Source organism: Citrobacter sedlakii, from assembly GCF_018128425.1.
GTDB classification, from domain to species: Bacteria; Pseudomonadota; Gammaproteobacteria; order Enterobacterales; family Enterobacteriaceae; genus Citrobacter_A; species Citrobacter_A sedlakii.
The window spans coordinates 4121207-4146647 of sequence record NZ_CP071070.1 but is presented as its reverse complement, the minus strand read 5'-3'; the positions used below and the strand labels follow the sequence as shown (position 1 = coordinate 4146647).

Sequence of the window (25441 nt, the reverse complement as noted above, 5' to 3'; positions counted from 1 at the left end):
GAAATATTTGGGTTGTCGTCTGTTTTTCAATCCCAGTTGTTGGGTTTTTGTTAAGCCGTGGATCGGCATTATGGTTGTTTTCCAGGGGTGGAAATAAGGGATATTCAGGAGAAAAAGTGCCACATATCCGTCAGTTATGCTGGGTGAGCCTGCTGTGCTTAAGCAGTTCCGCCTGGGCCGCGAACGTCCGATTACAGGTCGAGGGGCTATCAGGAGAACTGGAGAAAAATGTCCGTGCGCAGCTCTCCACAATTCAAAGCGACGAAGTGACGCCGGACCGGCGTTTTCGCGCGCGCGTGGATGATGCTATCCGTGAGGGGCTAAAGGCGCTCGGTTACTACGAGCCGACGATCGACTTTGACCTGCGTCCGCCGCCGGCAAAGGGGCGTCAGGTGCTGATCGCCAGGGTCACGCCGGGTGAACCGGTGCGCATTGGCGGGACCGAAGTCATTTTACGCGGCGGCGCGCGTACCGACAGAGATTATCTGGATCTGCTGAAAACGCGTCCTGCAGTCGGGACGGTGCTGAATCACGGGGATTACGACAGTTTTAAAAAGTCCCTCACCAGCGTGGCGCTACGTAAAGGGTATTTCGACAGCGAATTTAATAAGAGCCAGTTGGGCGTCGCGCTCGACCGCCATCAGGCTTTCTGGGATATCGACTACAACAGCGGCGAGCGCTACCGTTTTGGTCATGTCACTTTCGAAGGTTCGCAGATCCGCGATGAGTATCTGCAAAATCTGGTGCCGTTTAAAGAAGGGGACCAGTATGAATCAAAAGATCTCGGCGAGTTAAACCGTCGTCTCTCGGCGACCGGATGGTTCAACTCGGTGGTCGTCGCGCCGGAATTCGACAAAGCGCGCCAGACCAAAGTGCTGCCGCTAAAGGGCGTGGTTTCGCCGCGCACCGAAAACACCATCGAAACCGGGGTGGGCTATTCCACTGACGTCGGCCCGCGGGTAAAGGCGACGTGGAAAAAACCGTGGATGAACTCGTACGGGCACAGCCTGACCACCAGCGCCAGCATCTCCGCCCCCGAACAGGTGCTGGATTTCAGCTACAAAATCCCGCTCTTAAAGAATCCGCTGGAGCAGTATTACCTGGTGCAGGGCGGCTTTAAGCGTACCGATCTCAACGATACCGAACAGGATTCCACCACGCTTGCGCTTTCGCGCTACTGGGATCTTTCCAGCGGCTGGCAGCGGGCGATAAACCTGCGCTGGAGTCTCGACCACTTTACCCAGGGCGAAGTGACCAATACCACCATGCTGCTGTATCCGGGGGTGATGATAAGCCGTACCCGCTCGCGCGGCGGCCTGATGCCGACGTGGGGCGACTCGCAGCGCTATTCGATTGACTACTCCAACACCGCCTGGGGATCAGATGTCGATTTCTCGGTGATCCAGGCGCAAAACGTCTGGATCCGCACCTTGTACGATCGCCACCGTTTCGTGATGCGCGGCAATCTCGGCTGGATTGAGACCGGCGACTTTGACAAAGTGCCGCCGGATCTCCGCTTCTTCGCCGGGGGCGACCGCAGTATTCGCGGCTACAAATATAAATCAATCTCGCCGAAAGACAGCAATGGCGACCTGAAAGGGGCGTCAAAGCTGGCAACCGGCTCGCTGGAATATCAGTATAACGTCAGCGGAAAATGGTGGGGCGCGATGTTTGTCGACAGCGGCGAAGCGGTCAGCGATATCCGCAGAAGCGACTTCAAAACCGGCGCCGGGGTTGGCGTGCGCTGGCAGTCGCCGGTCGGGCCGATCAAGCTCGATATCGCCGCGCCGATCGGCGACAAAGACGAGCATGGTTTACAGTTTTACATCGGTCTGGGGCCTGAATTATGAGTTTATGGAAGAAGATAAGCCTCGGCGTACTGATTTTTATCCTGCTGCTGCTGGCAACCGTCGGGTTTCTGGTGGGCACCACCACCGGTCTGCATCTGGTGTTCAACGCGGCGAACCGCTGGGTGCCGGGGCTGGAAATCGGCCAGGTGGCCGGCGGCTGGCGTGACCTGTCATTGAAAAATATCCGTTACGACCAGCCGGGCGTGGCGGTGAATGCCGGCGAAGTGCATCTGGCCGTGGGGCTGGACTGCCTGTGGAACAGCAGTCTGTGCGTCAACGATCTGTCGCTCAAGGACATCAACGTCGTCATTGACAGCAAAAAGATGCCGCCCGCGGAACAGGTAGAGGAAGAGGAAGACAGCGGCCCGCTGAATCTCTCCACGCCCTATCCCATCACTCTTTCTCGCGTCGCGCTGGAAAACGTCAATATTAAAATTGACGACACCACCGTTTCGGTAATGGATTTCACCTCAGGCCTGAACTGGCAGGAAAAAAATCTGACCCTGAAGCCCACCTCATTACAGGGGCTGTTGATCGCGCTGCCGAAAGTGGCGGACGTGGCGCAAGAAGAAGTCGTGGAACCGAAGATCCAGAATCCGCAGCCGGACGAAAAACCGCTCGGCGAAACGCTCAAGGATCTGTTCTCCAGGCCGGTGCTGCCGGAAATGACCGACGTTCACCTGCCGCTGAATCTTAATATCGAAGCGTTTAAAGGCGAGCAGTTGCGTCTTACGGGCGATACCGATCTGACGGTCTTTAGCCTGTTGCTGAAGGTCAGTAGCATTGACGGCAATATGAAGCTGGACGCGCTGGATATCGATTCCAGTCAGGGGACGATAAATGCGACCGGTACGGCACAGTTAAGCCATAACTGGCCAGTGGATATGACCCTCAACAGCACGCTGAACGTGGAGCCGCTGAAGGGCGAGAAGATCACGCTAAAGGTGGGCGGCGCGCTGCGCGAACAGCTGGAAGTCGGCGTGAATCTCTCCGGTCCGGTGGACGTGGATCTGCGGGCGCAGACGCGGCTGGCGGAGGCCGGGCTGCCGCTCAATCTGGACGTGGTCAGTAAGCAGGTTTACTGGCCGTTTACCGGCGATAAGCAGTTCCAGGCCGATGATATCCGGCTCAAACTCACCGGCAAAATGACCGACTACACGCTGTCGATGCGCACGGCGGTGAAAGGTCAGGATATTCCCCCGGCGACCATCACCCTGGATGCGAAAGGCAACGAACAGCAGATTAACCTCGACAAGCTGACCGTCGCCGCGCTGGAAGGGAAAACCGAGCTGAAAGCGCTGGTGGACTGGCAGCAGGCGATCAGCTGGCGCGGTGAACTGACGCTGGACGGCATTAACACCGCCAAAGAGGTGCCGGACTGGCCCTCGAGGCTCAATGGTCTGGTCAAAACCCGCGGCAGCCTGTATGGCGGCACGTGGCAGATGGAGGTGCCGGAGCTGAAGCTGACAGGCAACGTTAAGCAGAACAAGGTTAACGTTAACGGCTCGCTGAAGGGCAACAGTTACATGCAGTGGATCATTCCGGGACTGCATCTGGAACTGGGGGCGAACAGCGCGGATGTGAAAGGCGAGCTGGGCGTCAAAGAGCTGAATCTGGACGCCACCATTGACGCGCCGGGGCTGGATAACGCACTGCCGGGATTAGGCGGTACGGCGAAAGGCCTGTTAAAGGTGCGCGGCACGGTCGATGCGCCGCAACTGCTGGCGGATATCACCGCCCGCGGCCTGCGCTGGCAGGAACTCTCCGTGGCCCAGGTGCGGGTAGAAGGGGATATCAAATCCACCGACCAGATTGCCGGACAGCTTGATGTCAGGGTTGAACGAATCTCGCAGCCGGATGTGAATATCAATCTTGTCACGCTGAACGCGAAAGGCAGCGAGAAGCAGCACCAGTTGCAGCTGCGGGTTCAGGGCGAGCCGGTTTCCGGACAGCTCGATCTGGCCGGTAGCTTTGACCGAAAAGAGATGCGCTGGAAAGGTACCCTCAGCAATACCCGCTTCCAGACGCCGGTGGGGCCGTGGTCGCTGACCCGCGCCATCGCACTGGATTACCGCAACCAGGAGCAGAAAATCAGCATTGGGCCACATTGCTGGACGAACCCGAACGCTGAACTGTGTGTGCCGCAAACCATTGACGCCGGGGCGGAAGGCCGGGCGGTGGTGAATCTCAACCGCTTCGATCTGGCGATGCTGAAGCCGTTTATGCCAGAGACCACTCAGGCCAGCGGCGTTTTTACCGGGAAGGCTGACGTGGCGTGGGACACCACCAAAGAGGGGCTGCCGCAGGGCAACGTGACGCTTTCCGGACGTAACGTGAAGGTGACGCAGACGGTTAACGACGGGCCGCTGCCGCTGGCGTTTGACACGCTGAACGTCAGCGCCGATCTGCATAACAATCGCGCGGAACTGGGCTGGCTGATTCGCCTGACCAATAACGGACAGCTTGACGGTCAGGTGCAGGTGACCGATCCGCAGGGGCGACGTAATCTCGGCGGCAATGTGAACATCCGCAACCTCAATCTGGCGATGGTGAACCCGATCTTTGCCCGCGGTGAAAAAGCGGCGGGGATGCTGAACGCGAACCTGCGTCTCGGCGGCGATGTCCAGGGGCCGCAGATGTTTGGTCAGCTCCAGCTAAGCGGTCTGGATATCTACGGCAACTTTATGCCGTTTGACATGCAGCCAAGTCAGCTGGCGATGAATTTTAACGGTACGCGCTCGACCCTGACCGGGGAAGTACGTACTCAGCAGGGGCAGATAAACCTCAGCGGTGACGCAGACTGGAGCCAGATCGACAACTGGCGCGCGCGGGTTGCGGCGAAAGGCAGCCGGGTGCGCATTACCGTACCGCCAATGGTACGGCTGGACGTCTCGCCGGACGTGGTGTTTGAAGCGACGCCGAGCTTATTCACCCTCGACGGTCGTGTCGACGTGCCGTGGGCGCGCATTGTGGTGCATGAGCTGCCGGAAAGCGCAGTGGGCGTCTCCAGCGACGAAGTCATGCTCAACGATCAGTTACAGCCTGAAGAACCGCAGACCGCCGGGATCCCGATCAACAGCAACCTGATCGTCCACGTCGGCAACAACGTGCGGATGGACGCGTTTGGCCTGAAAGCCCGTCTGACGGGCGATTTGAAAGTGGCGCAGGATAAACAGGGACTGGGGCTTAACGGACAGATTAATATTCCGGAAGGCCGCTTCCACGCCTACGGGCAGGATCTGATAGTGCGTAAGGGCGAACTGCTCTTCTCTGGCCCGCCGGATCAGCCTTTACTCAATATCGAAGCGATTCGTAACCCGGAAGCGACCGAAGATGATGTGATCGCTGGCGTTCGCGTCACCGGATCGGCGGACGAACCGAAGGCGGAGATCTTCTCTGATCCGGCCATGTCACAGCAAATGGCGCTCTCTTATCTGCTGCGCGGACAGGGACTGGACAGCGATCAAAGCGACAGCGCAGCGATGACCTCCATGCTCATTGGCCTGGGGGTTGCACAAAGTGGTCAGGTTGTGGGTAAAATCGGGGAGACATTTGGCGTAAGCAATTTGGCGCTGGACACCCAGGGGGTAGGGGACTCATCCCAGGTGGTGGTCAGCGGATATGTATTGCCTGGTCTACAGGTGAAATACGGTGTGGGCATATTTGACTCTTTAGCCACGCTCACGCTACGTTATCGCCTGATGCCTAAGCTATATCTGGAAGCCGTGTCTGGCGTAGATCAGGCACTGGATTTGCTCTATCAGTTTGAGTTTTAGCAATGCGAATATTTGTCTACGGCAGTTTACGAACCAAACAAGGCAACAGCCACTGGATGACCAACGCCCAGTTGCTGGGCGAATACAGTATTGATAACTACCAGTTGTACAGCCTGGGCCACTATCCAGGCGCAGTTCCCGGGAACGGAACAGTACAGGGTGAAGTTTATCGTATTGATAACGCCACGCTGGCCGAACTGGATGCCCTGCGCACCCGGGGCGGCGAATACGCACGCCAGTTGATCCAGACGCCGTACGGAAGTGCATGGATGTATGTGTACCAACGTCCGGTGACGGGATTAACGCTGATCGAAAGCGGTAACTGGTTAGACAGAGACCAGTACTGAATTGAGCACGCCACCTTCGGGTGGCGTTGTTTTTTGCGAGGCGCTACGCATCATTATTTGTCATCCCATCACGCCATTTCTTTTTTCTCCGTTCCGCTTCACTGTGAAGAGGGAGAAATCCAGGGAGGATACTAACAACCATTTACGGACGCGGGCTCTCTGCGCCAAACAGCTCCGTCGCACAGGCATGGCTGGGGATGAGGTGGTCGACGTTGCGTTATTAAGACGCAGGCTATCGTGAAAGAGGGGAAGTTAGGCCGGTTAAGGCGCTTCATCAGGCATAAAAAAACCCTGATCCGCCGATGCCCGACGTTCAGGGTTTTTATCGCGTAACGAACTTATTTCTTCGCGGCGCGCTCGAAGGAAGCAACGATTTCCGCTTTAGCGGCTTCGGCATTGTCCCAGCCGTCAACTTTCACCCATTTGCCTTTTTCGAGGTCTTTGTAGTGCTCGAAGAAGTGAGTGATCTGCGCTTTCAGCAGTTCCGGCAGGTCGTTCACGTCTTTAATGTGATCGTACTCTTTGCTCAGCTTGGTGTGCGGCACTGCAACCAGTTTCGCATCTTCACCGGATTCGTCGGTCATTTTCAGCACGCCAACCGGACGGCAGCGGATCACAGAGCCCGGCTGCAGCGGGTACGGCGTTGGGACCAGTACGTCAACCGGGTCACCGTCCAGAGACAGGGTGTGGTTGATGTAGCCGTAGTTGCACGGATAGAACATCGCGGTGGACATGAAGCGGTCAACGAACAGCGCGCCGCTCTCTTTGTCGACTTCGTATTTGATCGGATCTGCGTTAGCCGGGATCTCAATCACTACATAGATATCTTCCGGCAGCTCTTTACCCGCAGGTACGTTGAGTAAGCTCATGTCTGTTTCCTTTAACTGTGTCGTAAACAAGTGGCAAGTATTATAGCTATCTCGCGCCGAATGTCTTCGCCTGATTTTGTTTTTACCTCCCTCTCGCATGGCCTTTTTAGCGCGCTCGCATGACAGGAAAATCCATATCTTCAGCCGCTTTTTTCATAGGTAAATGAAAGCGATTACAAACTTGTGATTAACGTTATATTTACTTTTTTGAAGTGTGATGTAACGCAATTCGTTACATATTCGATTGTCTATAGTTTTTTCGCGACTGTTTCTTAACCAACAAAAACTCACCCTACGAGGACACAGTTATGTGGAAGCGCTTACTTTTAGTCACAGCAGTTTCGGCAGCCATGTCGTCTATGGCGATGGCCGCCCCCTTAACCGTAGGATTTTCGCAGGTCGGCTCAGAGTCCGGCTGGCGCGCCGCCGAGACCAACGTGGCGAAAAGCGAGGCCGAAAAGCGGGGGATTACGCTGAAGATCGCCGACGGCCAGCAGAAGCAGGAAAACCAGATTAAAGCAGTGCGCTCGTTCGTGGCGCAAGGGGTTGACGCTATCTTCATTGCGCCGGTGGTTGCGACAGGGTGGGAACCGGTGCTGAAGGAAGCGAAGGATGCGGAAATTCCGGTCTTTCTGCTCGACCGCTCCATCGATGTCAAAGACAAATCTCTCTATATGACGACGGTGACCGCCGACAACGTCCTTGAAGGCAAACTGATAGGCGACTGGCTGATCAAAGAGGTGAACGGTAAGCCGTGTAACGTGGTTGAGTTGCAGGGAACAGTCGGCGCCAGCGTGGCTATCGACCGTAAGAAAGGCTTTGCAGAAGCCATCGCCAATGCGCCAAACATCAAAATTATCCGTTCCCAGTCTGGCGACTTTACCCGCAGTAAAGGCAAAGAGGTGATGGAAAGCTTTATCAAAGCGGAAAACAACGGCAAGAACATCTGCATGGTTTACGCCCACAACGATGATATGGCGATTGGCGCCATTCAGGCGATAAAAGAGGCGGGACTGAAGCCAGGGAAAGACATTCTCACCGGTTCCATCGACGGCGTGCCCGACATCTTCAAGGCGATGATTGACGGTGATGCCAACGCCAGCGTTGAACTGACGCCAAACATGGCGGGTCCGGCTTTCGACGCGCTCGAGAAGTTCAAGAAAGACGGCACGATGCCGGAAAAAGTGACCATCACCAAATCGACGCTTTATCTGCCGGACACCGCGAAAGAAGAGTTAGAGAAGAAGAAAAATATGGGCTACTGATTGTTTGACAAGGCCGGGTGGCGCGACGCTGACCCGGCCTACGGTAAAGCGGGTTCAGAATGTACCGGAGGAACCATGACCACTGCTCAACACCAGGCGATCCTCCGTACCGAGGGCTTGAGTAAATTCTTCCCGGGCGTCAAAGCGCTGGATAACGTCGACTTCACGCTACGGCGCGGCGAAATCATGGCGCTGCTGGGAGAAAACGGCGCGGGGAAATCGACGCTGATTAAAGCGCTGACCGGGGTATATCACGCCGATCGCGGTTCGATATTTCTGGAAGGCCGTGCGATCTCACCCCGGAATACCGCCCATGCACAGCAATTGGGCATTGGTACGGTGTATCAGGAAGTTAACCTGCTGCCAAACATGTCGGTGGCGGATAATCTGTTTATTGGCCGTGAGCCCCGGCGTTTTGGCCTGTTGCGGCGCAAGGAAATGGAAACACGCGCCTCGGCGCTAATGGCGTCTTACGGCTTCTCGCTCGACGTGCGCGAGCCGCTAAACCGCTTTTCAGTGGCAATGCAGCAGATCGTCGCCATTTGCCGGGCTATCGATCTCTCTGCAAAAGTGCTGATCCTCGACGAGCCGACCGCCAGCCTTGACACCCAGGAAGTGGAGATGTTGTTTGGTCTGATGCGCCGCTTGCGCGACAACGGCGTCAGCCTGATCTTCGTGACCCATTTCCTCGATCAGGTCTACGACGTGAGCGACAGGATCACCGTCTTACGTAATGGTAGCGTTGTTGGCTGTCGTGAAACACGCGAGCTGCCGCAGATCGAACTGGTGAAAATGATGCTGGGACGCGAGCTGGAAACCAACGCGCTCCAGCGCGCGGGGCGCACCTTGCTGAGCGACAAACCGATCGCTGCGTTCAAAGGGTATGGCAGGAAAGGGACGATCGCCCCGTTCGATCTGGAAGTGCGCCCCGGTGAGATCGTCGGTCTGGCGGGGCTGTTAGGCTCCGGGCGGACGGAAACCGCGGAAGTGATCTTTGGCATCAAGCCGGCAGACAGCGGCAGCGCGCAGATCAAAGGCAAACCGCACGCTCTGCGATCGCCGCATCAGGCATCCTGCCTGGGGATCGGGTTTTGTCCGGAGGATCGGAAAACCGACGGTATCATTGCCGCCGCATCGGTACGGGAAAATATCATTCTGGCGCTCCAGGCTCAGCGCGGCTGGCTGAGGCCGATCCCGCGCAAGGAGCAAAACGACATTGCGGCGCGTTTTATTCGCCAGCTTGGTATACGTACGCCCAGCGCGGAACAGCCGATTGAGTTTCTTTCCGGCGGCAATCAGCAGAAGGTGCTGCTGTCGCGCTGGTTGCTGACCAAACCGCAGTTCCTGATCCTCGACGAACCCACCCGCGGGATTGACGTCGGCGCGCATGCCGAGATCATCCGGCTGATCGAAACCCTTTGCGCCGACGGTCTGGCGCTGCTGGTGATTTCTTCGGAGCTGGAGGAACTGGTCGGTTATGCGGATCGGATCATCATTATGCGCGACCGAAAACAGGTGGCGGAGATCCCCCTGGCTGAACTCTCTGTTCCGGCGATCATGAACGCCATCGCGGCGTAAGGAGACTTTTGTGATGCCTCAATCTCTCCCGCAAAGCACCTCGCCAAAGCGACGCTTTCGCTGGCCGACCGGGACGCCGCAGCTGATAGCGCTCCTGCTGGTGCTGCTGGTGGACAGTCTGGTTGCGCCGCATTTTTACCAGATTGTCCTGCAGGATGGCCGTCTGTTCGGTAGCCCTGTCGATATTCTCAATCGCGCCGCGCCTGTGGCGCTGCTGGCGATCGGTATGACGCTGGTGATCGCTACCGGCGGCATCGATCTCTCTGTCGGCGCGGTGATGGCCATTGCGGGGGCCACCACCGCGGCCATGACCGTCGCCGGACACAGCCTGCCGGTGGTGTTGCTCGCCGCGCTTGGCTCGGGGATCCTAGCCGGATTATGGAACGGTGTCCTGGTGGCGATCCTGAAAATCCAGCCGTTTGTCGCCACCCTGATCCTGATGGTGGCCGGGCGCGGCGTCGCGCAGTTGATCACCTCCGGACAGATCGTCACCTTTAGCTCGCCTGCGCTCTCCTGGTTTGGCAGCGGATCCCTGCTGCTGTTTCCGACGCCGGTGATCGTGGCGTTGATCACTCTGCTGCTGTTCTGGTTGCTGACCCGTAAAACCGCACTCGGTATGTTTATTGAAGCGGTAGGCATTAACATTCGCGCGGCCAAAAACGCCGGCGTGAATACACGGATCATCGTCATGCTCACCTATGTGCTCAGCGGGCTGTGCGCGGCGATTGCCGGGATCATCGTTGCGGCGGATATACGCGGCGCCGACGCCAACAACGCCGGGCTATGGCTGGAGCTGGACGCCATTCTGGCGGTGGTTATCGGCGGCGGCTCGTTGATGGGCGGACGCTTCAACCTGTTTTTGTCGGTGGTGGGGGCGCTGATCATTCAGGGCATGAACACCGGCATTTTACTGTCCGGATTCCCGCCGGAAATGAATCAGGTCGTCAAAGCCGTCGTGGTGCTGTGCGTGCTGATTGTCCAGTCGCAGCGCTTTATCAGTTTGCTAAAAGGAGTGCGTGGTCGTGATAAAACGTAACCTACCGCTGATGATCACCCTCGGGGTTTTTGTGCTGGGCTATTTGTACTGCCTGACCCAGTTTCCCGGCTTCGCCTCCACGCGGGTGATCTGCAATATTCTCACTGACAACGCCTTTCTCGGCATCATCGCCGTAGGGATGACCTTTGTGATCCTCTCCGGCGGTATCGATCTTTCTGTCGGTTCGGTGATCGCCTTCACTGGCGTATTTCTGGCGAAAGCCATTGGTTATTGGGGCGTGTCGCCGTTGCTGGCGTTTCCACTGGTGCTGGCGATGGGCTGCGCCTTCGGCGCGTTTATGGGATTACTGATTGACGCGCTGAAGATCCCGGCGTTTATCATCACCCTTGCCGGGATGTTCTTTCTGCGCGGAGTCAGCTATCTGGTGTCTGAAGAGTCGATTCCGATTGACCATCCTGTTTACGATACCCTTTCCAGCCTGGCGTGGAAGATCCCCGGCGGCGGGCGTTTGAGCGCAATGGGTCTGCTGATGTTGGCGGTGGTGGTGACAGGCATTTTTCTGGCTCACCGCACGCGGTTTGGGAATCAGGTGTACGCCATTGGCGGCAACGCGACCTCGGCAAACCTGATGGGCATTTCAACGCGCAGCACCACTATTCGCATTTATATGCTGTCCACCGGGTTGGCGACGCTCGCCGGAATCGTTTTTTCTGTCTATACCCAGGCCGGTTACGCGCTGGCGGGCGTTGGCGTGGAACTGGACGCGATCGCTTCGGTGGTCATTGGCGGCACGCTGCTGAGCGGCGGCGTCGGCACAGTGCTCGGTACGCTGTTCGGCGTGGCTATTCAGGGGCTGATTCAGACCTATATTAATTTCGACGGCACGCTCAGTTCGTGGTGGACGAAAATCGCCATCGGGATCCTGTTATTTATCTTCATCGCGTTACAGCGCGGCCTGACGGTGCTGTGGGAGAACCGGCAAAACGCGCCGGTACGCAGAATATCCCCCTCGGTCTTACCAAAGTGAAACGCAGGCATCGCGTAATCACCTAAACTTTTTCCGGTTGTTGTCGATAGTTTCTGTACAGACTTCAACCGGAAAATAACGATGCCAAAATCCCTCTCCCTACGACTTTCCCTGCTGGTTTTATTGTCGCTGATTACCCTGCTGTTGCTGCTGACGGGCAGTATGGGGATGTACGCCTCCACCCGCATCATCACTTCCTGGTTCTACTATGGGATCATGACCGGCGCGACGCTGACTGCCATTGCGCTGCTGATGGTGGTCTGGTTGCTGCTGCGTAACCAACTCCTGAAGCCGCTTGATAATGCGGTTGAGCAACTGGAGCGTCTGGCAACGGGGGATTTATCGTCTGTTGAAAGTCGTTATGCCAGCGCCGAGTTCAATCGTCTACAGTCGGCGCTTGCCGGGATGCGCGTGGCGCTGAGTGAATCCGTCAGGCGCGTCCGTGACGCCAGCGCGCAAATTGACACCGGCAGTCGTGAGCTGACCGCCGGCAATCTGCATCTCGCTTCGCGTACTGAATCGACGGCGACATCGCTGGAGCAAACTGCCGCCAGCATGGAAGAGCTTACCGCGACGGTGAAGCAGAATGCGGAAAACGCCGACCAGGCGCACCGGCTGGCAAAGTCTGTTTCTGACACCGCCGACCGCGGTAGCGAAATGGTCTGTTATGTCATTGAGAAAATGCGCGATATTTCCGGCAGTTCACACCGGATCGCCGATATTCTTGGCGTGATCGACGGCATTGCTTTCCAGACCAATATCCTGGCGTTGAACGCCTCCGTTGAAGCGGCGCGGGCCGGGGAGCAGGGGCGCGGTTTTGCCGTGGTGGCAGGCGAGGTGCGTAACCTGGCGAGCCGCAGCGCCGAGGCGGCGAAAGAGATCCGTATGCTTATCGGCGATTCTCAGGCGCAGGTGAACGAAGGCAGCGATCTGGCCATGCAGGCGGGCGAAACGATGGATGAGATCGCCAGCGAAGTGATGCGCATGACGTCGCTAATGCGGGAAATCGCCAGCGCGTCACAGGAGCAGAGCCGCGGCATTGAGCAGGTTAATATCGCGGTTAGCCAGATGGATGAAACCGCGCAGCAAAACGCGGCGTTGGTGCAGCAGTCCTCTGCGGCCACCCGCTCGCTGGAAGCGCAGTCTCATGCCTTAATCGACGCGATGGCGACCTTTAAACTGCAGACGGCGTAACGGCAAAACGCAGGTCGGATAGCGGTTTCGCCTTATCCGGCCTGCGCATGCCGTCTGTCATCTTTATGCGTCCGGGTACTCACGAATAAAGCGCTCAACGTCGTCAACCATATGATCGTTACCGACGAAGAACGAACGACGCTGGTGCAGGCTTTCCGGAATGATATCCAGAATACGCTCTTTCCCGTCGCTGGCTTTACCGCCCGCCTGCTCGGCGAGGAACGCCATCGGGTTGCACTCATACAGCAGGCGCAACTTCCCTTCCGGATGGCTGGCGGTGCTTGGGTAGAGGTAGATCCCGCCTTTCAGCAGGTTGCGGTGGAAGTCCGCCACCAGTGAGCCAATGTAGCGCGAAGTGTAAGGACGATTGGTCGGCTTATCTTCTTCCTGACAGAATTTGATGTACTTCTTAACACCATTCGGAAACTTGATGTAATTGCCTTCGTTGATGGAGTAGGTTTTGCCTTTCTGCGGGAAGCGCATGCGTTCCTGGCTCAGACAGAACACGCCCAGCGACGGATCGTAAGTAAAGGCATGTACGCCGCAGCCGGTGGTGTACACCAGCATGGTGGAAGAACCGTACACCACGTAGCCCGCGGCAACCTGCTTGTTGCCTGGCTGCAGGAAGTCTTCTTCCGTCACCGGCGTACCAACCGGGGTCACGCGACGATAAATAGAGAAAATGGTTCCGACAGAGACGTTAACATCGATGTTGGACGAGCCATCCAGAGGGTCCATCAGTACGACATACTTCGCGTGTTCACAGCCTTCAAAAACGACGATTTCGTCTTCTTCTTCAGAGGCGATGCCCGCGACGATATCGCGCGCCTTGAGTGCAGCTTTCAGTTTCTCGTTCGCGAACAGATCGAGTTTCTGCTGAACCTCGCCCTGCACGTTCTCAGCACCGCTGGCACCCAGGATATCGACCAGACCGGCCTTGTTGATATCGCGGTGGATGATCTTGGCGCCCAGCTTTATTGCCGACAGCAAAGCAGTGAGCTCACCGGTAGCATGAGAGAACTCGTGCTGCTTTTCGACAATAAATTCACCTAACGTTTTCATAACACTTTCCCTGCAATTGATATGGAGTAAAGCGACCGTAACAATCTTAACAAATATTTCAGGGGCTGCGCTCAGGTGAATCGCGCCAGCAAAGTACGGATTATCCTGAAATGCGTTTCTCACTTGCCTGACATATGCGTAAAATGGCCCGCAGATTAAAAAAGGATAGTGACGTATGCGCATTCATATTTTGGGAATTTGTGGCACCTTCATGGGCGGCCTGGCGATGCTGGCGCGCTCACTCGGTCATGAAGTAACAGGTTCGGACGCCAATGTGTATCCGCCGATGAGCACGTTACTTGAAAATCAAGGTATTGATCTGATTCAGGGTTATGACGCCAGTCAGCTCGACCCACAGCCTGATCTGGTGATCATTGGCAACGCCATGACGCGTGGGAATCCGTGCGTTGAAGCGGTGCTGGAAAAAAACATCCCGTACATGTCCGGCCCGCAGTGGCTGCATGATTTTGTCCTGCGTGACCGCTGGGTGCTGGCCGTGGCAGGCACCCACGGTAAAACCACCACTGCTGGCATGGCGACCTGGATCCTGGAAGCCTGTGGCTACAAGCCTGGCTTTGTGATCGGCGGCGTTCCGGGCAACTTCGAGGTCTCAGCGCGTCTGGGCGAAAGCGATTTCTTCGTGATTGAAGCCGATGAATACGACTGCGCCTTTTTCGACAAGCGCTCCAAGTTTGTTCATTACTGCCCGCGCACGTTAATCCTCAATAACCTGGAGTTCGATCACGCGGATATTTTTGACGATCTGAAAGCGATCCAGAAACAGTTCCACCACCTGGTGCGCATCGTACCGGGCCAGGGACGGATTATCTGGCCGGAACACGATATTAACCTCAAGCAGACGCTGGCGATGGGCTGCTGGAGCGAGCAGGAACTGGTGGGCGAGCAGGGCCACTGGCAGGCGAAGAAGCTGAACGTCGATGCCTCTGAGTGGGAAGTGTGGCTGGATGGTGAAAAAGTGGGCGAAGTGAAGTGGTCGCTGGTGGGCGAGCACAACATGCACAACGGCCTGATGGCGATTGCCGCTGCGCGTCATGTCGGCGTTCAGCCTGCGGATGCCGCAACGGCGCTGGGGTCGTTTATTAACGCCCGCCGTCGTCTGGAACTGCGTGGCGAAGCGAACGGCGTGACCGTCTATGATGATTTTGCCCATCACCCGACCGCGATCCTGGCGACCCTTGCCGCGCTGCGCGGCAAAGTGGGCGGCACCGCGCGCATTATCGCCGTGCTGGAACCGCGTTCCAATACCATGAAAATGGGACTGTGTAAGGACGATCTGGCGCCGTCATTAGGCCGCGCCGATGAGGTGTATCTGCTACAGCCGCCGCATATTCCGTGGCAGGTGGCTGAAGTGGCGGAGGCCTGCGTACAGCCTGCGCACTGGAGCGGAGACGTTGACGCGCTGGCGGAGATGGTCGTGAAAACCGCGCAGCCGGGCGATCACATTCTGGTGATGAGCAACGGCGGGTTTGGCGGTATCCACCAGAAGTTGCTGGATGGGCTGGCGAAGAAAGCGGCAGCCGCAGAGTAAAACAGTACCCGGTGGCGCTGGCGCCTACCGGGCCTGGACAATGCGCAATCTCGGTAGCCGGACAAGGCGCACGCGCCGCTATCCGGCAGATTGCCATACGCTATTACGCGTCGTTTTCCGCCAGTTCGCGCAGATACTGGAAGATTTGGCGCGCGGATTTCGGCGGTTTATTTCCTTCTTTCTCTTTCTTCGCGTTGCGGATCAGCGATCGTAATTGCTGACGGTCGGCATTGGGCCACAGGTTCAGGACTTCCGCGACCGCGTCATCCCCTTCGACGATCAAACGATCGCGCAGGTTTTCGAGCTTGTGGAACAGCACCACCTGCTGGTTGTGGCGGTTTTTCAGCTTGTCCAGCGCCTGACGAATTGGCTCCACGTCACGGCTTCGCAGCATTTTACCAATCAACTGCAACTGGCGGCGACGGCCTTCCATCTTGATACGCTGAGCCAGCTCAATGGCGGCCCGCAGATCCGCATCCAGCGGGATCTTATCCAGCGCGTTTTTCCCCAGATCCACAATTTCTGCGCCCAGGCGTTTTAACTCCTCGGCATCGCGTTTAATTTCACTTTTGCTGACCCAGATAATTTCATCGTCTTCGTCTTCGATGTCATCACCGGGAACGTCGTCGAGCCAGTCTTCGGGCTGCTTTGTCATCTCAGGCTCCTTAAAAAAAGAGGCTAATGTTACCAGTTAAGATGCGCACTGAAAAACGGTTCTCTGTTAGACTTCAGAGAAACTCTCTCTACAGTATGGCATTTGCGATGAAAGTAATCTCACAAGTTGAAGCGCAGCGTAAGATTCTGGAAGAAGCGGTCTCGACAGCGCTGTCGTTAGCGTCAGGCAAATCCGACGGCGCGGAAGTCGCCGTCAGCAAAACCACCGGCATTAGCGTGAGCACACGTTACGGTGAAGTGGAGAATGTTGAATTCAACAGCGATGGCGCGTTGGGGATTACCGTTTATCACCAGAACCGTAAAGGCAGCGCGTCATCCACCGACCTCAGTCCGCAGGCGATTGCCCGTACCGTACAGGCGGCGCTGGACATTGCGCGCTACACCTCGCCGGATCCGTGCGCAGGCGTGGCGGATAAAGAGCTGCTGGCCTTCGATGCGCCGGATCTCGATCTGTTCCATCCGGCGGACGTGTCCCCGGACGAAGCTATTGAGATGGCGGCGCGCGCCGAGCAGGCGTCCTTACAGGCGGACAAGCGCATCACCAACACCGAGGGCGGCAGCTTTAACAGCCACTATGGCATTAAAGTGTTCGGGAACAGCCACGGTATGCTGCAGGGCTATTGCTCTACCCGTCATTCGCTGTCCAGTTGCGTGATCGCCGAAGAGAACGGCGATATGGAGCGTGACTACGCCTACACGATTGGCCGCGCGTTGGGCGACCTGCAAACGCCGGAGTGGGTTGGGGCCGAGTGCGCGCGTCGTACGCTGTCCCGCCTGGCGCCGCGTAAACTTTCGACCATGAAAGCGCCGGTGATTTTCGCTAATGAAGTGGCGACCGGACTGTTCGGCCATCTGGTTGGCGCGATTGCCGGCGGCTCGGTGTACCGTAAATCCACCTTCCTGTTGGATTCGCTGGGTAAACAAATTCTTCCCGACTGGCTGACAATTGAAGAACATCCGCACCTGCGTAAAGGGTTGGCGTCGTCACCGTTCGACAGCGAAGGCGTGCGCACGGAACGCCGTGACATCGTTAAAGACGGCATTCTGACCCAATGGCTGTTGACCAACTATTCCGCGCGCAAGCTGGGACTGAAAAGCACCGGCCATGCGGGCGGCATTCACAACTGGCGTATTGCCGGACAAGGGCTGAGCTTTGAGCAGATGCTGAAAGAGATGGGCACCGGGTTGGTGGTGACAGAACTGATGGGCCAGGGGGTAAGCGGCATCACCGGTGATTACTCGCGCGGCGCGGCCGGCTTCTGGGTGGAGAACGGCGAAATCCTGTATCCGGTAAGTGAAATCACCATCGCCGGGAATTTAAAAGAGATGTGGCGCAATATCGTGACTGTCGGTAACGATATCGAAACCCGCAGCAATATTCAGTGTGGTTCGGTTCTTCTGCCGGAAATGAAGATTGCCGGACAATAATCCGCCTCAGGCGGCAAACGCGCGACAGGCCGGATCAGACGCTTTGCGGCGTCATCCGGCATTGCTTCGCACCCATAAGTAAACGTAATACCCATCACACTTCTCAACTTATTCCATCAATAGCATTGTTCGTTTTCCTCCTTTCGTTTCCGCTTCATTTCTCGATACAAATCACACTTTTCCAGCGATAAATCAGCAAAACCGCCTTTTCTGTGGAACAGATCACTATCGCCACTCACCTTTCCACTTCGAAGTGGAAAACAACTCGCTACAAACTTTTTACCTCCGCCGTTAGTTTTAACCCAGAGCCATTAACGGGGTAAGACGAGTGAATAACGGAGCAGTAATGAACGACATGGGGGAACAGGTGGCGCAGACGGCGGCACTGGCCGATCGCATGCTGGCGCAGGTGTACGCATTACTGCGTGAACATCACATCATTCCCAACGCCGTACAGGAACAAATGCTGACGTCTCATGTTCGCGCCATGGCGCACCGGTCAGTGACCGGTGAGCCTTTGCCGGAAGTGGAAGCCAGTTTATTTGATGAAATATCCGCCGAATCAATGGCGCTTGCCCGCGACGTGGTGGCGGCGTTTGGCAATCTTCCCGAGGAAGAAGCCTGGCTGCTGTCGGTCCACTTCGAAGTCGCGAAAGACAATCTTTAAGGAGCAAATAATGGAACAAATTACCGTTGTGATTGGCGATCGTCTGGGAAAAGGCCAGAAAGTGGCGGCAGGCGTCGAGAAAGCGGGCGGCCGTGCGGTAGTGGTGCCGGGCGTGGCGGCGGATATGAAGCTGGGGGACGTTATGAAAGCGGAAAATGCCACCTTCGGCATCTCTTTCTGCGGCAGCGGCGGCGCAGGTGCGATCACCGCGCAAAACAAACATGGCTATAAAGCCAAATACGGGATGCGCTCAGTGGATGAAGGCGTAACGGCGATTAACGAAGGCTGCAACGTGCTGGGTTTCGGCTTTATGGATAAAGAAGAGCTTGGCGAACGTCTGGTGCAGGCCTGGCAGAAAAAGTACGGCGCCTGAGTATGAAAGAACAATTCACCACCACGGTGAGAGTCTCCGGGAAAGGCGAAGCCAAAGCGCGCGCCTTTGCCGATGCCCTGAACCACGTTCAGGCTGCGGTCATGAAGGCATCGCCGCATATTTTACTGCGTATTGAGCCACAGGATGTGCAGGTTGTTCAGGCGCGTGAATCGGTACGAAAAGAAGCGTTTCTGTTCTTCTTTTTGCGCCGTGAAAGGCGGACGTACAGCGTGGAGCTGGACGTGACCGTCAACGTGACAGCCATCAATCTGGACAAGGTGGATTTTGTCTCGCAACGCTGATTCTTGTTAAAAAGGCATAACTATGTTCCTGATAATTTTAATAAAATCGCTCATCATCGGCGGCCTGGTCGGCGTAGGTGTGGGTGCCGGGGCTGCACGCATGTTTCATGCGCCTACCACACAGGGGATGGGCGCATTTCGTACGTTGGGGGAACTGAACTCCTGCGAAGGGGATCCGGCTTCTCACTTCTCCTTCGGCCTGGGCTTCTTCTTCAACGCCTGGGCGTCCTCCGTGGCGGCGGGGGCGTTCACTCAGGACGTCGATCACCGCATCATACCGAACTGGGGCGCGGCGGCGCTGATGCTCAAAAACCGCAACGTGGGTGAAACGCTGCACGATCCGAAAAAGATGGCGATTGCCTGCGGCATCATCGGCATGATCGTGGTGACCTTCCTGAACCTTACCGCCTCCTCGGTGCCGGAAGCCTTGCAGGTCACCGCTGTGAAAGTGCTGGTGCCTGCGGCAAACCTGCTGGTCAACACCGTGATGCCGGTGATCTTCTGGTTGGCGGCGATCGACGCCGGTAAGAAATCCGGTTTCTGGGCGACCGTTTTCGGCGGCGCGGCGCAGCTGATTATGGGGAACGCCGTTCCGGGGCTGGTGCTTGGTATTCTGATCGGCAAGGGCGTCGAAGAGAGCGGCTGGAACCACGTCACCAAAGTCATGATGGCCGCCATTGTGCTGCTGTTTGTCCTGAGCGGCTTCTTCCGCGGCTTCGATATGAAGCTGATCGAATCCTTCCACATGACCGTGCCGAACTGGCTCGAACTGATCCACAACTCGCTTAGCGGCAAATAACGGAGGCCACAATGGAACAGAATAAAGGTTTTTGGTTTGCCGACTGGTCGTTTCCGATCTTCGTTGGCCTGCTCTCTTCCGGCGTGTTTGCCGGGACGCACATGTACTACCTGTACGGTATCGGCGCGTTTAACGAAGTGGCTTTTGTGGCGATGCTGAAGGCGGGGATGGATACCGGCTCCTACGGCGCGGTTGCGGCGTTTGGCGCCAGCTTCCTGTTCGCCCGCATTATTGAAGGTTCGCTGGTGGGGATTCTGGATATCGGCGGGGCCATTCAGACTGGCGTTGGCCTGGGCGTTCCGGCGCTGCTGCTCGGCGCTGGCATTATTTTCCCGGTCGAGAACTTTATCGCCTCTCTGGTTACCGGTCTGGCGATTGGCCTGGCGATTGGTTACGTCATCATTCTGGCGCGTAAATTCACCATCAACCAGAGCGATTCGACCTACGGGGCGGACGTCATGATGGGAGCCGGTAACGCCTCTGGTCGTTTCCTGGGACCGTTGATTATTCTGAGCGCGATGACCGCCTCTATTCCGATTGGCGTGGGGTCGCTGCTGGGCGCGCTGTTGTTTTATATCTGGCAAAAACCGATCACCGGCGGCGCGATCCTCGGCGCCATGATTTTAGGCTCCATCTTCCCGATCGCGATCAGCTGATGACCGCCTCCAGGCCGGATAAGGCAGTGACGCCGCTATCCGGCAAATCATCCCGGCGGGCGTAGAATCGCCCGCGCAAACAGGAGAGTGACATGTTTGATTTACTCCTGCGCCGTGCACGTCTGGTCGACGACACGGTATGCGATATCGCGATAAAGGACGGCAAAATTGCCGCGCTGGGCGAGATAAACGATCCGGCGGTGAAAACCGTCGACTTACGCGGCGAATGCTACGCCAGCGCCGGGTGGATTGACTCTCACGTTCACTGCTATCCGAAATCCCCCATTTATTATGACGAGCCAGACAGCGTCGGCATTGCAACCGGCGTGACCACCGTCGTGGATGCAGGCAGTACCGGTGCTGACGATATTGATGATTTCTACACCCTTACCCGCGACGCGGCGACGGAGGTGTATGCGCTGCTTAATATCTCCCGCGTCGGACTGATTGCGCAAAATGAACTGGCGAACATGGCGAATATTGACGCCGACGCGGTAAAGCAGGCGGTGAAGCGTCACCCGGACTTTATCGTCGGCCTGAAAGCGCGCATGAGCAGCAGTGTGGTCGGTGAAAACGGCATCACCCCGCTGGCGCGCGCAAAAGCCATTCAGAAAGAGAACGGCGAACTGCCGCTGATGGTGCATATCGGCAATAACCCGCCGAATCTGGATGACATTGCCGGGCTACTGAGTGCCGGCGACATTATCACCCATTGCTACAACGGCAAACCTAACCGCATTCTGACGCCGGAAGGGGCGTTGCGCGCCTCGGTCACCCGGGCGATTCAGCGCGGCGTGCGGCTTGATGTCGGTCACGGTACCGCCAGCCTGAGCTTTGCGGTGGCGAAGCGCGCCATTAGCTTAGGCATTCTGCCGCACACCATCAGTTCGGACATTTATTGCCGCAACCGCATCAGCGGTCCGGTGCATTCACTTGCCAACGTGATGTCGAAATTTCTTGCTATCGGCATGTCGCTGCCGCAGGTCATCGACTGTGTGACCGTTAACGCCGCCGAAGGGCTGCGTCTGAAAAATAAAGGTCGCCTCCTGCCGGGCCTGGACGCCGATCTCACCCTCTTTACGCTTCAGCGCCAGCCCACCGTGCTGGTGGATGCTGAAAACGACAGCTTACAGGCTGACATGCTGTTAGTGCCGCTTGCCGCGATTCGCGCGGGCAAGGGCTATATGACCGAACAAGGGAGCGCGGAACATGCCTTCAATTTTTGAGAAATACAATCTAAAACAAGTCATTAATACTTCGGGTCGCATGACGGCGCTGGGCGTTTCCACGCCGCGCCCGGAAGTTGTAGACGCGGCGATGGCCGGGATGAATCAGTACTTTGAAATGAAGGATCTGGTGAATAAAACCGGCGAGTACATTGCGAAACTGCTGGAGGTGGAAGGCGCGACGGTGGTCTCCTGCGCGTCAGCGGGCATTGCCCAGTCGGTGGCTGCTGTTCTGGTGCAGGACAGCGACTGGTTGCTGGAAAACCTCCACGTTACGCCCATAGAAAAGAACGAAATCGTGCTGCCGAAAGGCCATAACGTCAATTTCGGCGCGCCGGTCGGCACAATGGTGGCGCTCGGCGGCGGTAAGCTGGTGGAGGCTGGCTACGCCAACGAATGCTCCGCAGCCCAACTGGCGGCGGCGATTACGCCGCGTACTGCGGCCATCCTCTATATCAAGTCTCACCACTGCGTACAGAAAAGTATGCTCAGCGTCGAGCAGGCGGTGGTGGTGGCGCGCAAACACAATCTGCCGCTGATCGTCGATGCCGCAGCGGAAGAAGATTTGCAGTGCTACTACCGCGCCGGCGCTTCTCTGGTGATCTATAGCGGCGCGAAGGCCATTGAGGGTCCGACCAGCGGTCTGGTGATAGGCAAAACCCAGTATGTGGAATGGGTGAAACGTCAGACGGCGGGCATTGGTCGGGCGATGAAGGTCGGTAAAGAGGGCATCCTCGGCCTGACCTGCGCCATTGAGCTTTACCTGAACGCGCAAAAAGAGAGCGGGGCGGAAATGGTGGAAAAAATGACGCCGTTTATCGACACGCTGAACACCCTGAACGGCGTAAGCGCCCGCGTGGTGTGGGACAGCGCCGGACGCGACATTGCGCGCGCTGAGATTAAATTCGATGAAGCGGTGACCGGCATCGCGACCGGCGAACTGGTAGAGGCGCTCAAACAGGGCGAATACGCCATTTATTTCCGCGGGTACAAAGCCAACGAAGGGATTATTGAAGCAGATGTGCGCAGCGTAGACCGCGCGCAACTGGAGATTGTGGCGCGCCGTATTGGCGAGGTGATTAACCAGGAGAAAACAGCATGAAACTGACCCCTAATTTTTACCGCGATCGCGTTTGCCTGAACGTGTTGGCAGGCTCGAAGGATAACGCCCGTGAGATCTACGCGGCGGCGGAAGGACATGTGCTGGTCGGCGTGCTCTCTAAACATTACCCGGATGTCGACAGCGCCGTGGCTGATATGCGCGAATATGCCCAACTGATCGATAACGCGCTGTCGGTAGGGCTTGGCGCGGGCGACCCGAACCAGTCGGCGATGGTGAGTGAGATCTCGCGTCAGGTGCAGCCGCAGCATGTCAATCAGGTTTTCACCGGCGTGGGGACCAGCCGGGCGCTGCTGGGGCAGGGCGAAACGGTGGTGAATGGACTGGTGTCGCCTACCGGCACGCCGGGAAAGGTGAAGATTTCTACCGGGCCGCTAAGCAGCCGCGCCGCTGACGGCATAGTTCCGGTCGAAACGGCCATTGCCCTGCTCAAGGATATGGGCGGCAGTTCCATCAAATACTTCCCGATGGGCGGCCTGAAATGCCGCGATGAATTTAAAGCGGTAGCGGAAGCCTGTGCGCGTTATGACTTCTGGCTGGAGCCGACGGGCGGTATAGATCTCGATAACTATGCCGAGATTTTGCAGATTGCGCTGGACGCGGGTGTGAGCAAAATCATTCCTCACATTTATAGTTCAATTATTGATAAGGTGAGCGGTAATACCCGTCCGGACGATGTGCGCCAGCTGCTGGCGCTCACCCGGACGTGCTTAGGCTAAAAAAACGAGGAGAGTGACGTGCGATTCCCCAACCAACGTTTAGCGCAACTGTTTGCGATGTTGCAAAACGAGACGCTGCCGCAGGATGAGCTGGCGCAGCGGTTGTCGGTCTCCACGCGTACTGTTCGTGCCGATATCACGGCGCTTAACGCTCTGCTGACCCAGCACGGCGCGCAGTTTATCCTCAGCCGGGGAAACGGTTATCAGCTCAGGATCGATGACCCGGCCAGTTTTCAGACCTTACAGGCGCAGCAGCCCAGCGCGCTACGCATTCCGCGCACCAGCCAGGAACGCGTGTATCATCTGATGGTGCGCTTTCTGACTTCCGCCTTTTCCATCAAGCTGGAAGATTTAGCTGATGAATGGTTTGTCAGTCGGGCGACCTTGCAAAACGACATGGCGGACGTGCGCGAATGGCTGCAGCGTTACCATTTGACGCTGGAAACCCGCCCGCGTCATGGCATGAAGCTGTTTGGCAGCGAGATGGCGATCCGCGCCTGTCTGACCGATCTGTTATGGACGCTGGTACAGCAGGATCCGGCGAATCCGCTGGTGATGGAAGAGGCGCTGTACGCAGGCGTGCCGTCGCAGTTGCAGCCTGTCCTTGAGGATATTTTTAACCGTTTTCACATTCGCCTGACCGACGAAGGCGAGCTGTTTTTACGCCTTTACTGTGCGGTGGCGGTGCGCCGCATCAGCGAAGGCTATCCGCTGTCGGAATTTGCCACCGAAGAAGTGGAAGAAAATGTCTGCCTGGCGGCGCGTGAGATTGCCGGTGTGATCCAGCATCTGGCGAATCACCCGCTTTCGGTGTCGGAAGAAAACTGGCTAAAGGTGCATATTGCCGCCCGCCAGGTGCAGGAGATTGCGCCGAGCGCGATCAACGCCGACGACGAAGAAGCGCTGGTGAATTACATCCTGCGTTTTATCAATAGCCAGTACAACTACAACTTGTTGAATGACAAGCAATTACATGCGGATCTGCTGACCCATATCAAAACGATGATCACCCGGGTGCGCTACCAGATCATGCTGCCGAATCCGCTGCTGGAAAACATCAAACAGCATTATCCAATGGCGTGGGACATGACGTTGGCGGCCGTCTCCAGTTGGGGGAAATACACACCCTATAGCATCAGCGAAAATGAGATCGGTTTTTTGGTGCTGCATATTGGCGTAGGGCTTGAACGTAGTTACAACATTGGTTACCAGCGGCAGCCGAAGGTTCTGCTGGTCTGCGATGCGGGTAACGCGATGGTGCGGATGATTGAAGCGGTACTGGCGCGCAAATATCCGCAGATTGAAATTGTCCGTACGCTGACGCTGCGCGACTACGAGCAGCGCGAAAGCATCGCCGAGGATTTTGTGATTGCCACCGCGCGGGTCGGTGAAAAAGACAAACCGGTCGTTCAGATTGCGCCGTTTCCCACCGACTATCAACTGGAGCAGATCGGCAAGCTGGTGTTGGTCGACCGTACCCGTCCGTGGATGTTGAACAAATACTTCGACGCCGCCCATTTCCGCATTATTGACGGTGAGATGGAAAGGCAGACGCTGTTTAAAACGCTGTGCGATCAGTTACACCGTGAAGGCTTTGTCGATGCCGAATTTCTTGATTCGGTGGTCGAGCGTGAAGCCATTGTCAGTACTATGCTCGGCGACAGCATCGCGCTGCCCCACGCCCTCGGATTGCTGGCGAAAAAAACGGTGGTCTATACGGTGCTGGCGCCGCAGGGTATTGCCTGGGGAGATGAAACCGCGCACGTCATCTTTTTACTCGCCATCAGCAAAAGTGAATACGAAGAAGCGATGGCGATCTACGATATTTTCGTGACCTTCCTGCGCGAGCGCGCCATGACGCGCCTGTGCGCCTGCCAGAATTTCGCCGACTTTAAAGCGGTGGCGATGGAGTGCGTGAGCCGTTTTTGAGAGGTGTTTGTCCGCTGTTTCAGTATGTTGCGC

General features: G+C 56.9%; 22 protein-coding genes. 19 read left to right on the top strand and 3 right to left on the bottom strand.

What is annotated here, in order from left to right:
* Nucleotides 1-116 precede the first annotated feature (116 nt).
* Genes tamA through JY391_RS19635 form a run of 3 tightly spaced genes read left to right on the top strand, consistent with a single transcriptional unit; the run spans nucleotide 117 to nucleotide 5973 of the window.
* Nucleotides 117-1850 carry an autotransporter assembly complex protein TamA gene (gene tamA / locus JY391_RS19645; RefSeq protein WP_060570916.1) on the top strand — a complete coding sequence of 578 codons (1734 nt, stop codon included), beginning with the start codon at nucleotides 117-119 and terminating at the stop codon, nucleotides 1848-1850.
* On the top strand, nucleotides 1847-5626 hold the full coding sequence (gene tamB, locus JY391_RS19640; RefSeq protein WP_211934882.1) for an autotransporter assembly complex protein TamB: 3780 nt from the start codon (nucleotides 1847-1849) through the stop codon (nucleotides 5624-5626). The genes tamA and tamB overlap by 4 nt, the downstream gene beginning before the upstream one ends.
* A gap of 2 nt (nucleotides 5627-5628) precedes the next feature.
* Nucleotides 5629-5973: a gamma-glutamylcyclotransferase family protein gene (locus tag JY391_RS19635; protein ID WP_042289476.1), complete on the top strand. Its 345-nt coding sequence runs from the start codon at nucleotides 5629-5631 to the stop codon at nucleotides 5971-5973.
* Nucleotides 5974-6311: 338 nt separating this feature from the next.
* Here the strand turns inward: JY391_RS19635 and ppa are convergent, their stop codons facing one another.
* Nucleotides 6312-6842 (bottom strand): inorganic diphosphatase, encoded by a 531-nt coding sequence (gene ppa / locus JY391_RS19630; RefSeq protein ID WP_042289473.1) that lies wholly within the window; start codon nucleotides 6840-6842, stop codon nucleotides 6312-6314.
* 308 nt (nucleotides 6843-7150) lie between these two features.
* Between ppa and ytfQ the strand changes: the two genes are divergently transcribed.
* From ytfQ to JY391_RS19605, 5 genes are all read left to right on the top strand, one after another.
* On the top strand, nucleotides 7151-8107 hold the full coding sequence (gene ytfQ / locus JY391_RS19625; RefSeq protein WP_042289469.1) for a galactofuranose ABC transporter substrate-binding protein YtfQ: 957 nt from the start codon (nucleotides 7151-7153) through the stop codon (nucleotides 8105-8107).
* A 75-nt stretch (nucleotides 8108-8182) separates the two neighbouring features.
* Entirely contained in the window at nucleotides 8183-9685 is a 1503-nt protein-coding gene (gene ytfR, locus JY391_RS19620; protein WP_211934881.1) for a galactofuranose ABC transporter, ATP-binding protein YtfR, read from the top strand.
* A 13-nt stretch (nucleotides 9686-9698) separates the two neighbouring features.
* A complete protein-coding gene (gene ytfT, locus JY391_RS19615) occupies nucleotides 9699-10721 on the top strand; it encodes a galactofuranose ABC transporter, ATP-binding protein YtfT (RefSeq protein WP_042289468.1) in 1023 nt (340 codons plus the stop codon).
* The gene (gene yjfF / locus JY391_RS19610; protein ID WP_042289465.1) at nucleotides 10708-11709 is read left to right on the top strand and encodes a galactofuranose ABC transporter, permease protein YjfF; all 1002 of its coding nucleotides are present in this window, start codon (nucleotides 10708-10710) and stop codon (nucleotides 11707-11709) included. The genes ytfT and yjfF overlap by 14 nt, the downstream gene beginning before the upstream one ends.
* 81 nt (nucleotides 11710-11790) lie before the next feature.
* The gene (locus JY391_RS19605; RefSeq protein WP_200035696.1) at nucleotides 11791-12903 is read left to right on the top strand and encodes a methyl-accepting chemotaxis protein; all 1113 of its coding nucleotides are present in this window, start codon (nucleotides 11791-11793) and stop codon (nucleotides 12901-12903) included.
* A gap of 63 nt (nucleotides 12904-12966) precedes the next feature.
* Here the strand turns inward: JY391_RS19605 and fbp are convergent, their stop codons facing one another.
* Nucleotides 12967-13965, bottom strand: coding sequence for a class 1 fructose-bisphosphatase (gene fbp / locus JY391_RS19600; protein WP_042289463.1), 999 nt, complete (start codon nucleotides 13963-13965; stop codon nucleotides 12967-12969).
* Nucleotides 13966-14140: 175 nt separating this feature from the next.
* On the opposite strand from fbp, the gene mpl reads away from it, so the two are divergent.
* On the top strand, nucleotides 14141-15514 hold the full coding sequence (gene mpl, locus JY391_RS19595; RefSeq protein WP_060570914.1) for a UDP-N-acetylmuramate:L-alanyl-gamma-D-glutamyl-meso-diaminopimelate ligase: 1374 nt from the start codon (nucleotides 14141-14143) through the stop codon (nucleotides 15512-15514).
* A gap of 103 nt (nucleotides 15515-15617) precedes the next feature.
* On the opposite strand, the gene yjgA is transcribed toward mpl, so the two are convergent.
* A complete protein-coding gene (gene yjgA, locus JY391_RS19590) occupies nucleotides 15618-16169 on the bottom strand; it encodes a ribosome biogenesis factor YjgA (RefSeq protein ID WP_060570913.1) in 552 nt (183 codons plus the stop codon).
* A 95-nt stretch (nucleotides 16170-16264) separates the two neighbouring features.
* On the opposite strand from yjgA, the gene pmbA reads away from it, so the two are divergent.
* The 10 genes from pmbA (at nucleotide 16265) to JY391_RS19540 (ending at nucleotide 25408) form a co-directional block, all read left to right on the top strand.
* Nucleotides 16265-17617: a metalloprotease PmbA gene (gene pmbA / locus JY391_RS19585; protein WP_211934880.1), complete on the top strand. Its 1353-nt coding sequence runs from the start codon at nucleotides 16265-16267 to the stop codon at nucleotides 17615-17617.
* A 328-nt stretch (nucleotides 17618-17945) separates the two neighbouring features.
* On the top strand, nucleotides 17946-18284 hold the full coding sequence (locus JY391_RS19580) for a glycine dehydrogenase (RefSeq protein WP_060570912.1): 339 nt from the start codon (nucleotides 17946-17948) through the stop codon (nucleotides 18282-18284).
* Between the two features lie 10 nt (nucleotides 18285-18294).
* Entirely contained in the window at nucleotides 18295-18657 is a 363-nt protein-coding gene (locus JY391_RS19575) for an SFCGS family glycine-rich protein (protein WP_000435389.1), read from the top strand.
* A 2-nt stretch (nucleotides 18658-18659) separates the two neighbouring features.
* Nucleotides 18660-18959, top strand: a complete 300-nt coding sequence (locus tag JY391_RS19570) for a DUF4312 family protein (RefSeq protein WP_042289449.1) — start codon at nucleotides 18660-18662, stop codon at nucleotides 18957-18959.
* A 22-nt stretch (nucleotides 18960-18981) separates the two neighbouring features.
* Complete coding sequence (locus JY391_RS19565; RefSeq protein WP_042289446.1) at nucleotides 18982-19758, top strand: DUF4311 domain-containing protein; 777 nt, start codon at nucleotides 18982-18984, stop codon at nucleotides 19756-19758.
* Nucleotides 19759-19769: 11 nt separating this feature from the next.
* Nucleotides 19770-20414, top strand: a complete 645-nt coding sequence (locus JY391_RS19560; RefSeq protein WP_042289444.1) for a DUF4310 family protein — start codon at nucleotides 19770-19772, stop codon at nucleotides 20412-20414.
* A gap of 92 nt (nucleotides 20415-20506) precedes the next feature.
* The gene (locus JY391_RS19555) at nucleotides 20507-21640 is read left to right on the top strand and encodes an amidohydrolase/deacetylase family metallohydrolase (protein WP_042289442.1); all 1134 of its coding nucleotides are present in this window, start codon (nucleotides 20507-20509) and stop codon (nucleotides 21638-21640) included.
* A complete protein-coding gene (locus JY391_RS19550) occupies nucleotides 21624-22742 on the top strand; it encodes a DgaE family pyridoxal phosphate-dependent ammonia lyase (RefSeq protein WP_042289439.1) in 1119 nt (372 codons plus the stop codon). Before JY391_RS19555 ends, JY391_RS19550 begins: the two co-directional genes overlap by 17 nt.
* The gene (gene dagF / locus JY391_RS19545; RefSeq protein ID WP_042289437.1) at nucleotides 22739-23479 is read left to right on the top strand and encodes a 2-dehydro-3-deoxy-phosphogluconate aldolase; all 741 of its coding nucleotides are present in this window, start codon (nucleotides 22739-22741) and stop codon (nucleotides 23477-23479) included. The genes JY391_RS19550 and dagF overlap by 4 nt, the downstream gene beginning before the upstream one ends.
* An 18-nt stretch (nucleotides 23480-23497) precedes the next feature.
* The gene (locus JY391_RS19540; RefSeq protein ID WP_199957016.1) at nucleotides 23498-25408 is read left to right on the top strand and encodes a BglG family transcription antiterminator; all 1911 of its coding nucleotides are present in this window, start codon (nucleotides 23498-23500) and stop codon (nucleotides 25406-25408) included.
* Nucleotides 25409-25441: the final 33 nt, after the last annotated feature.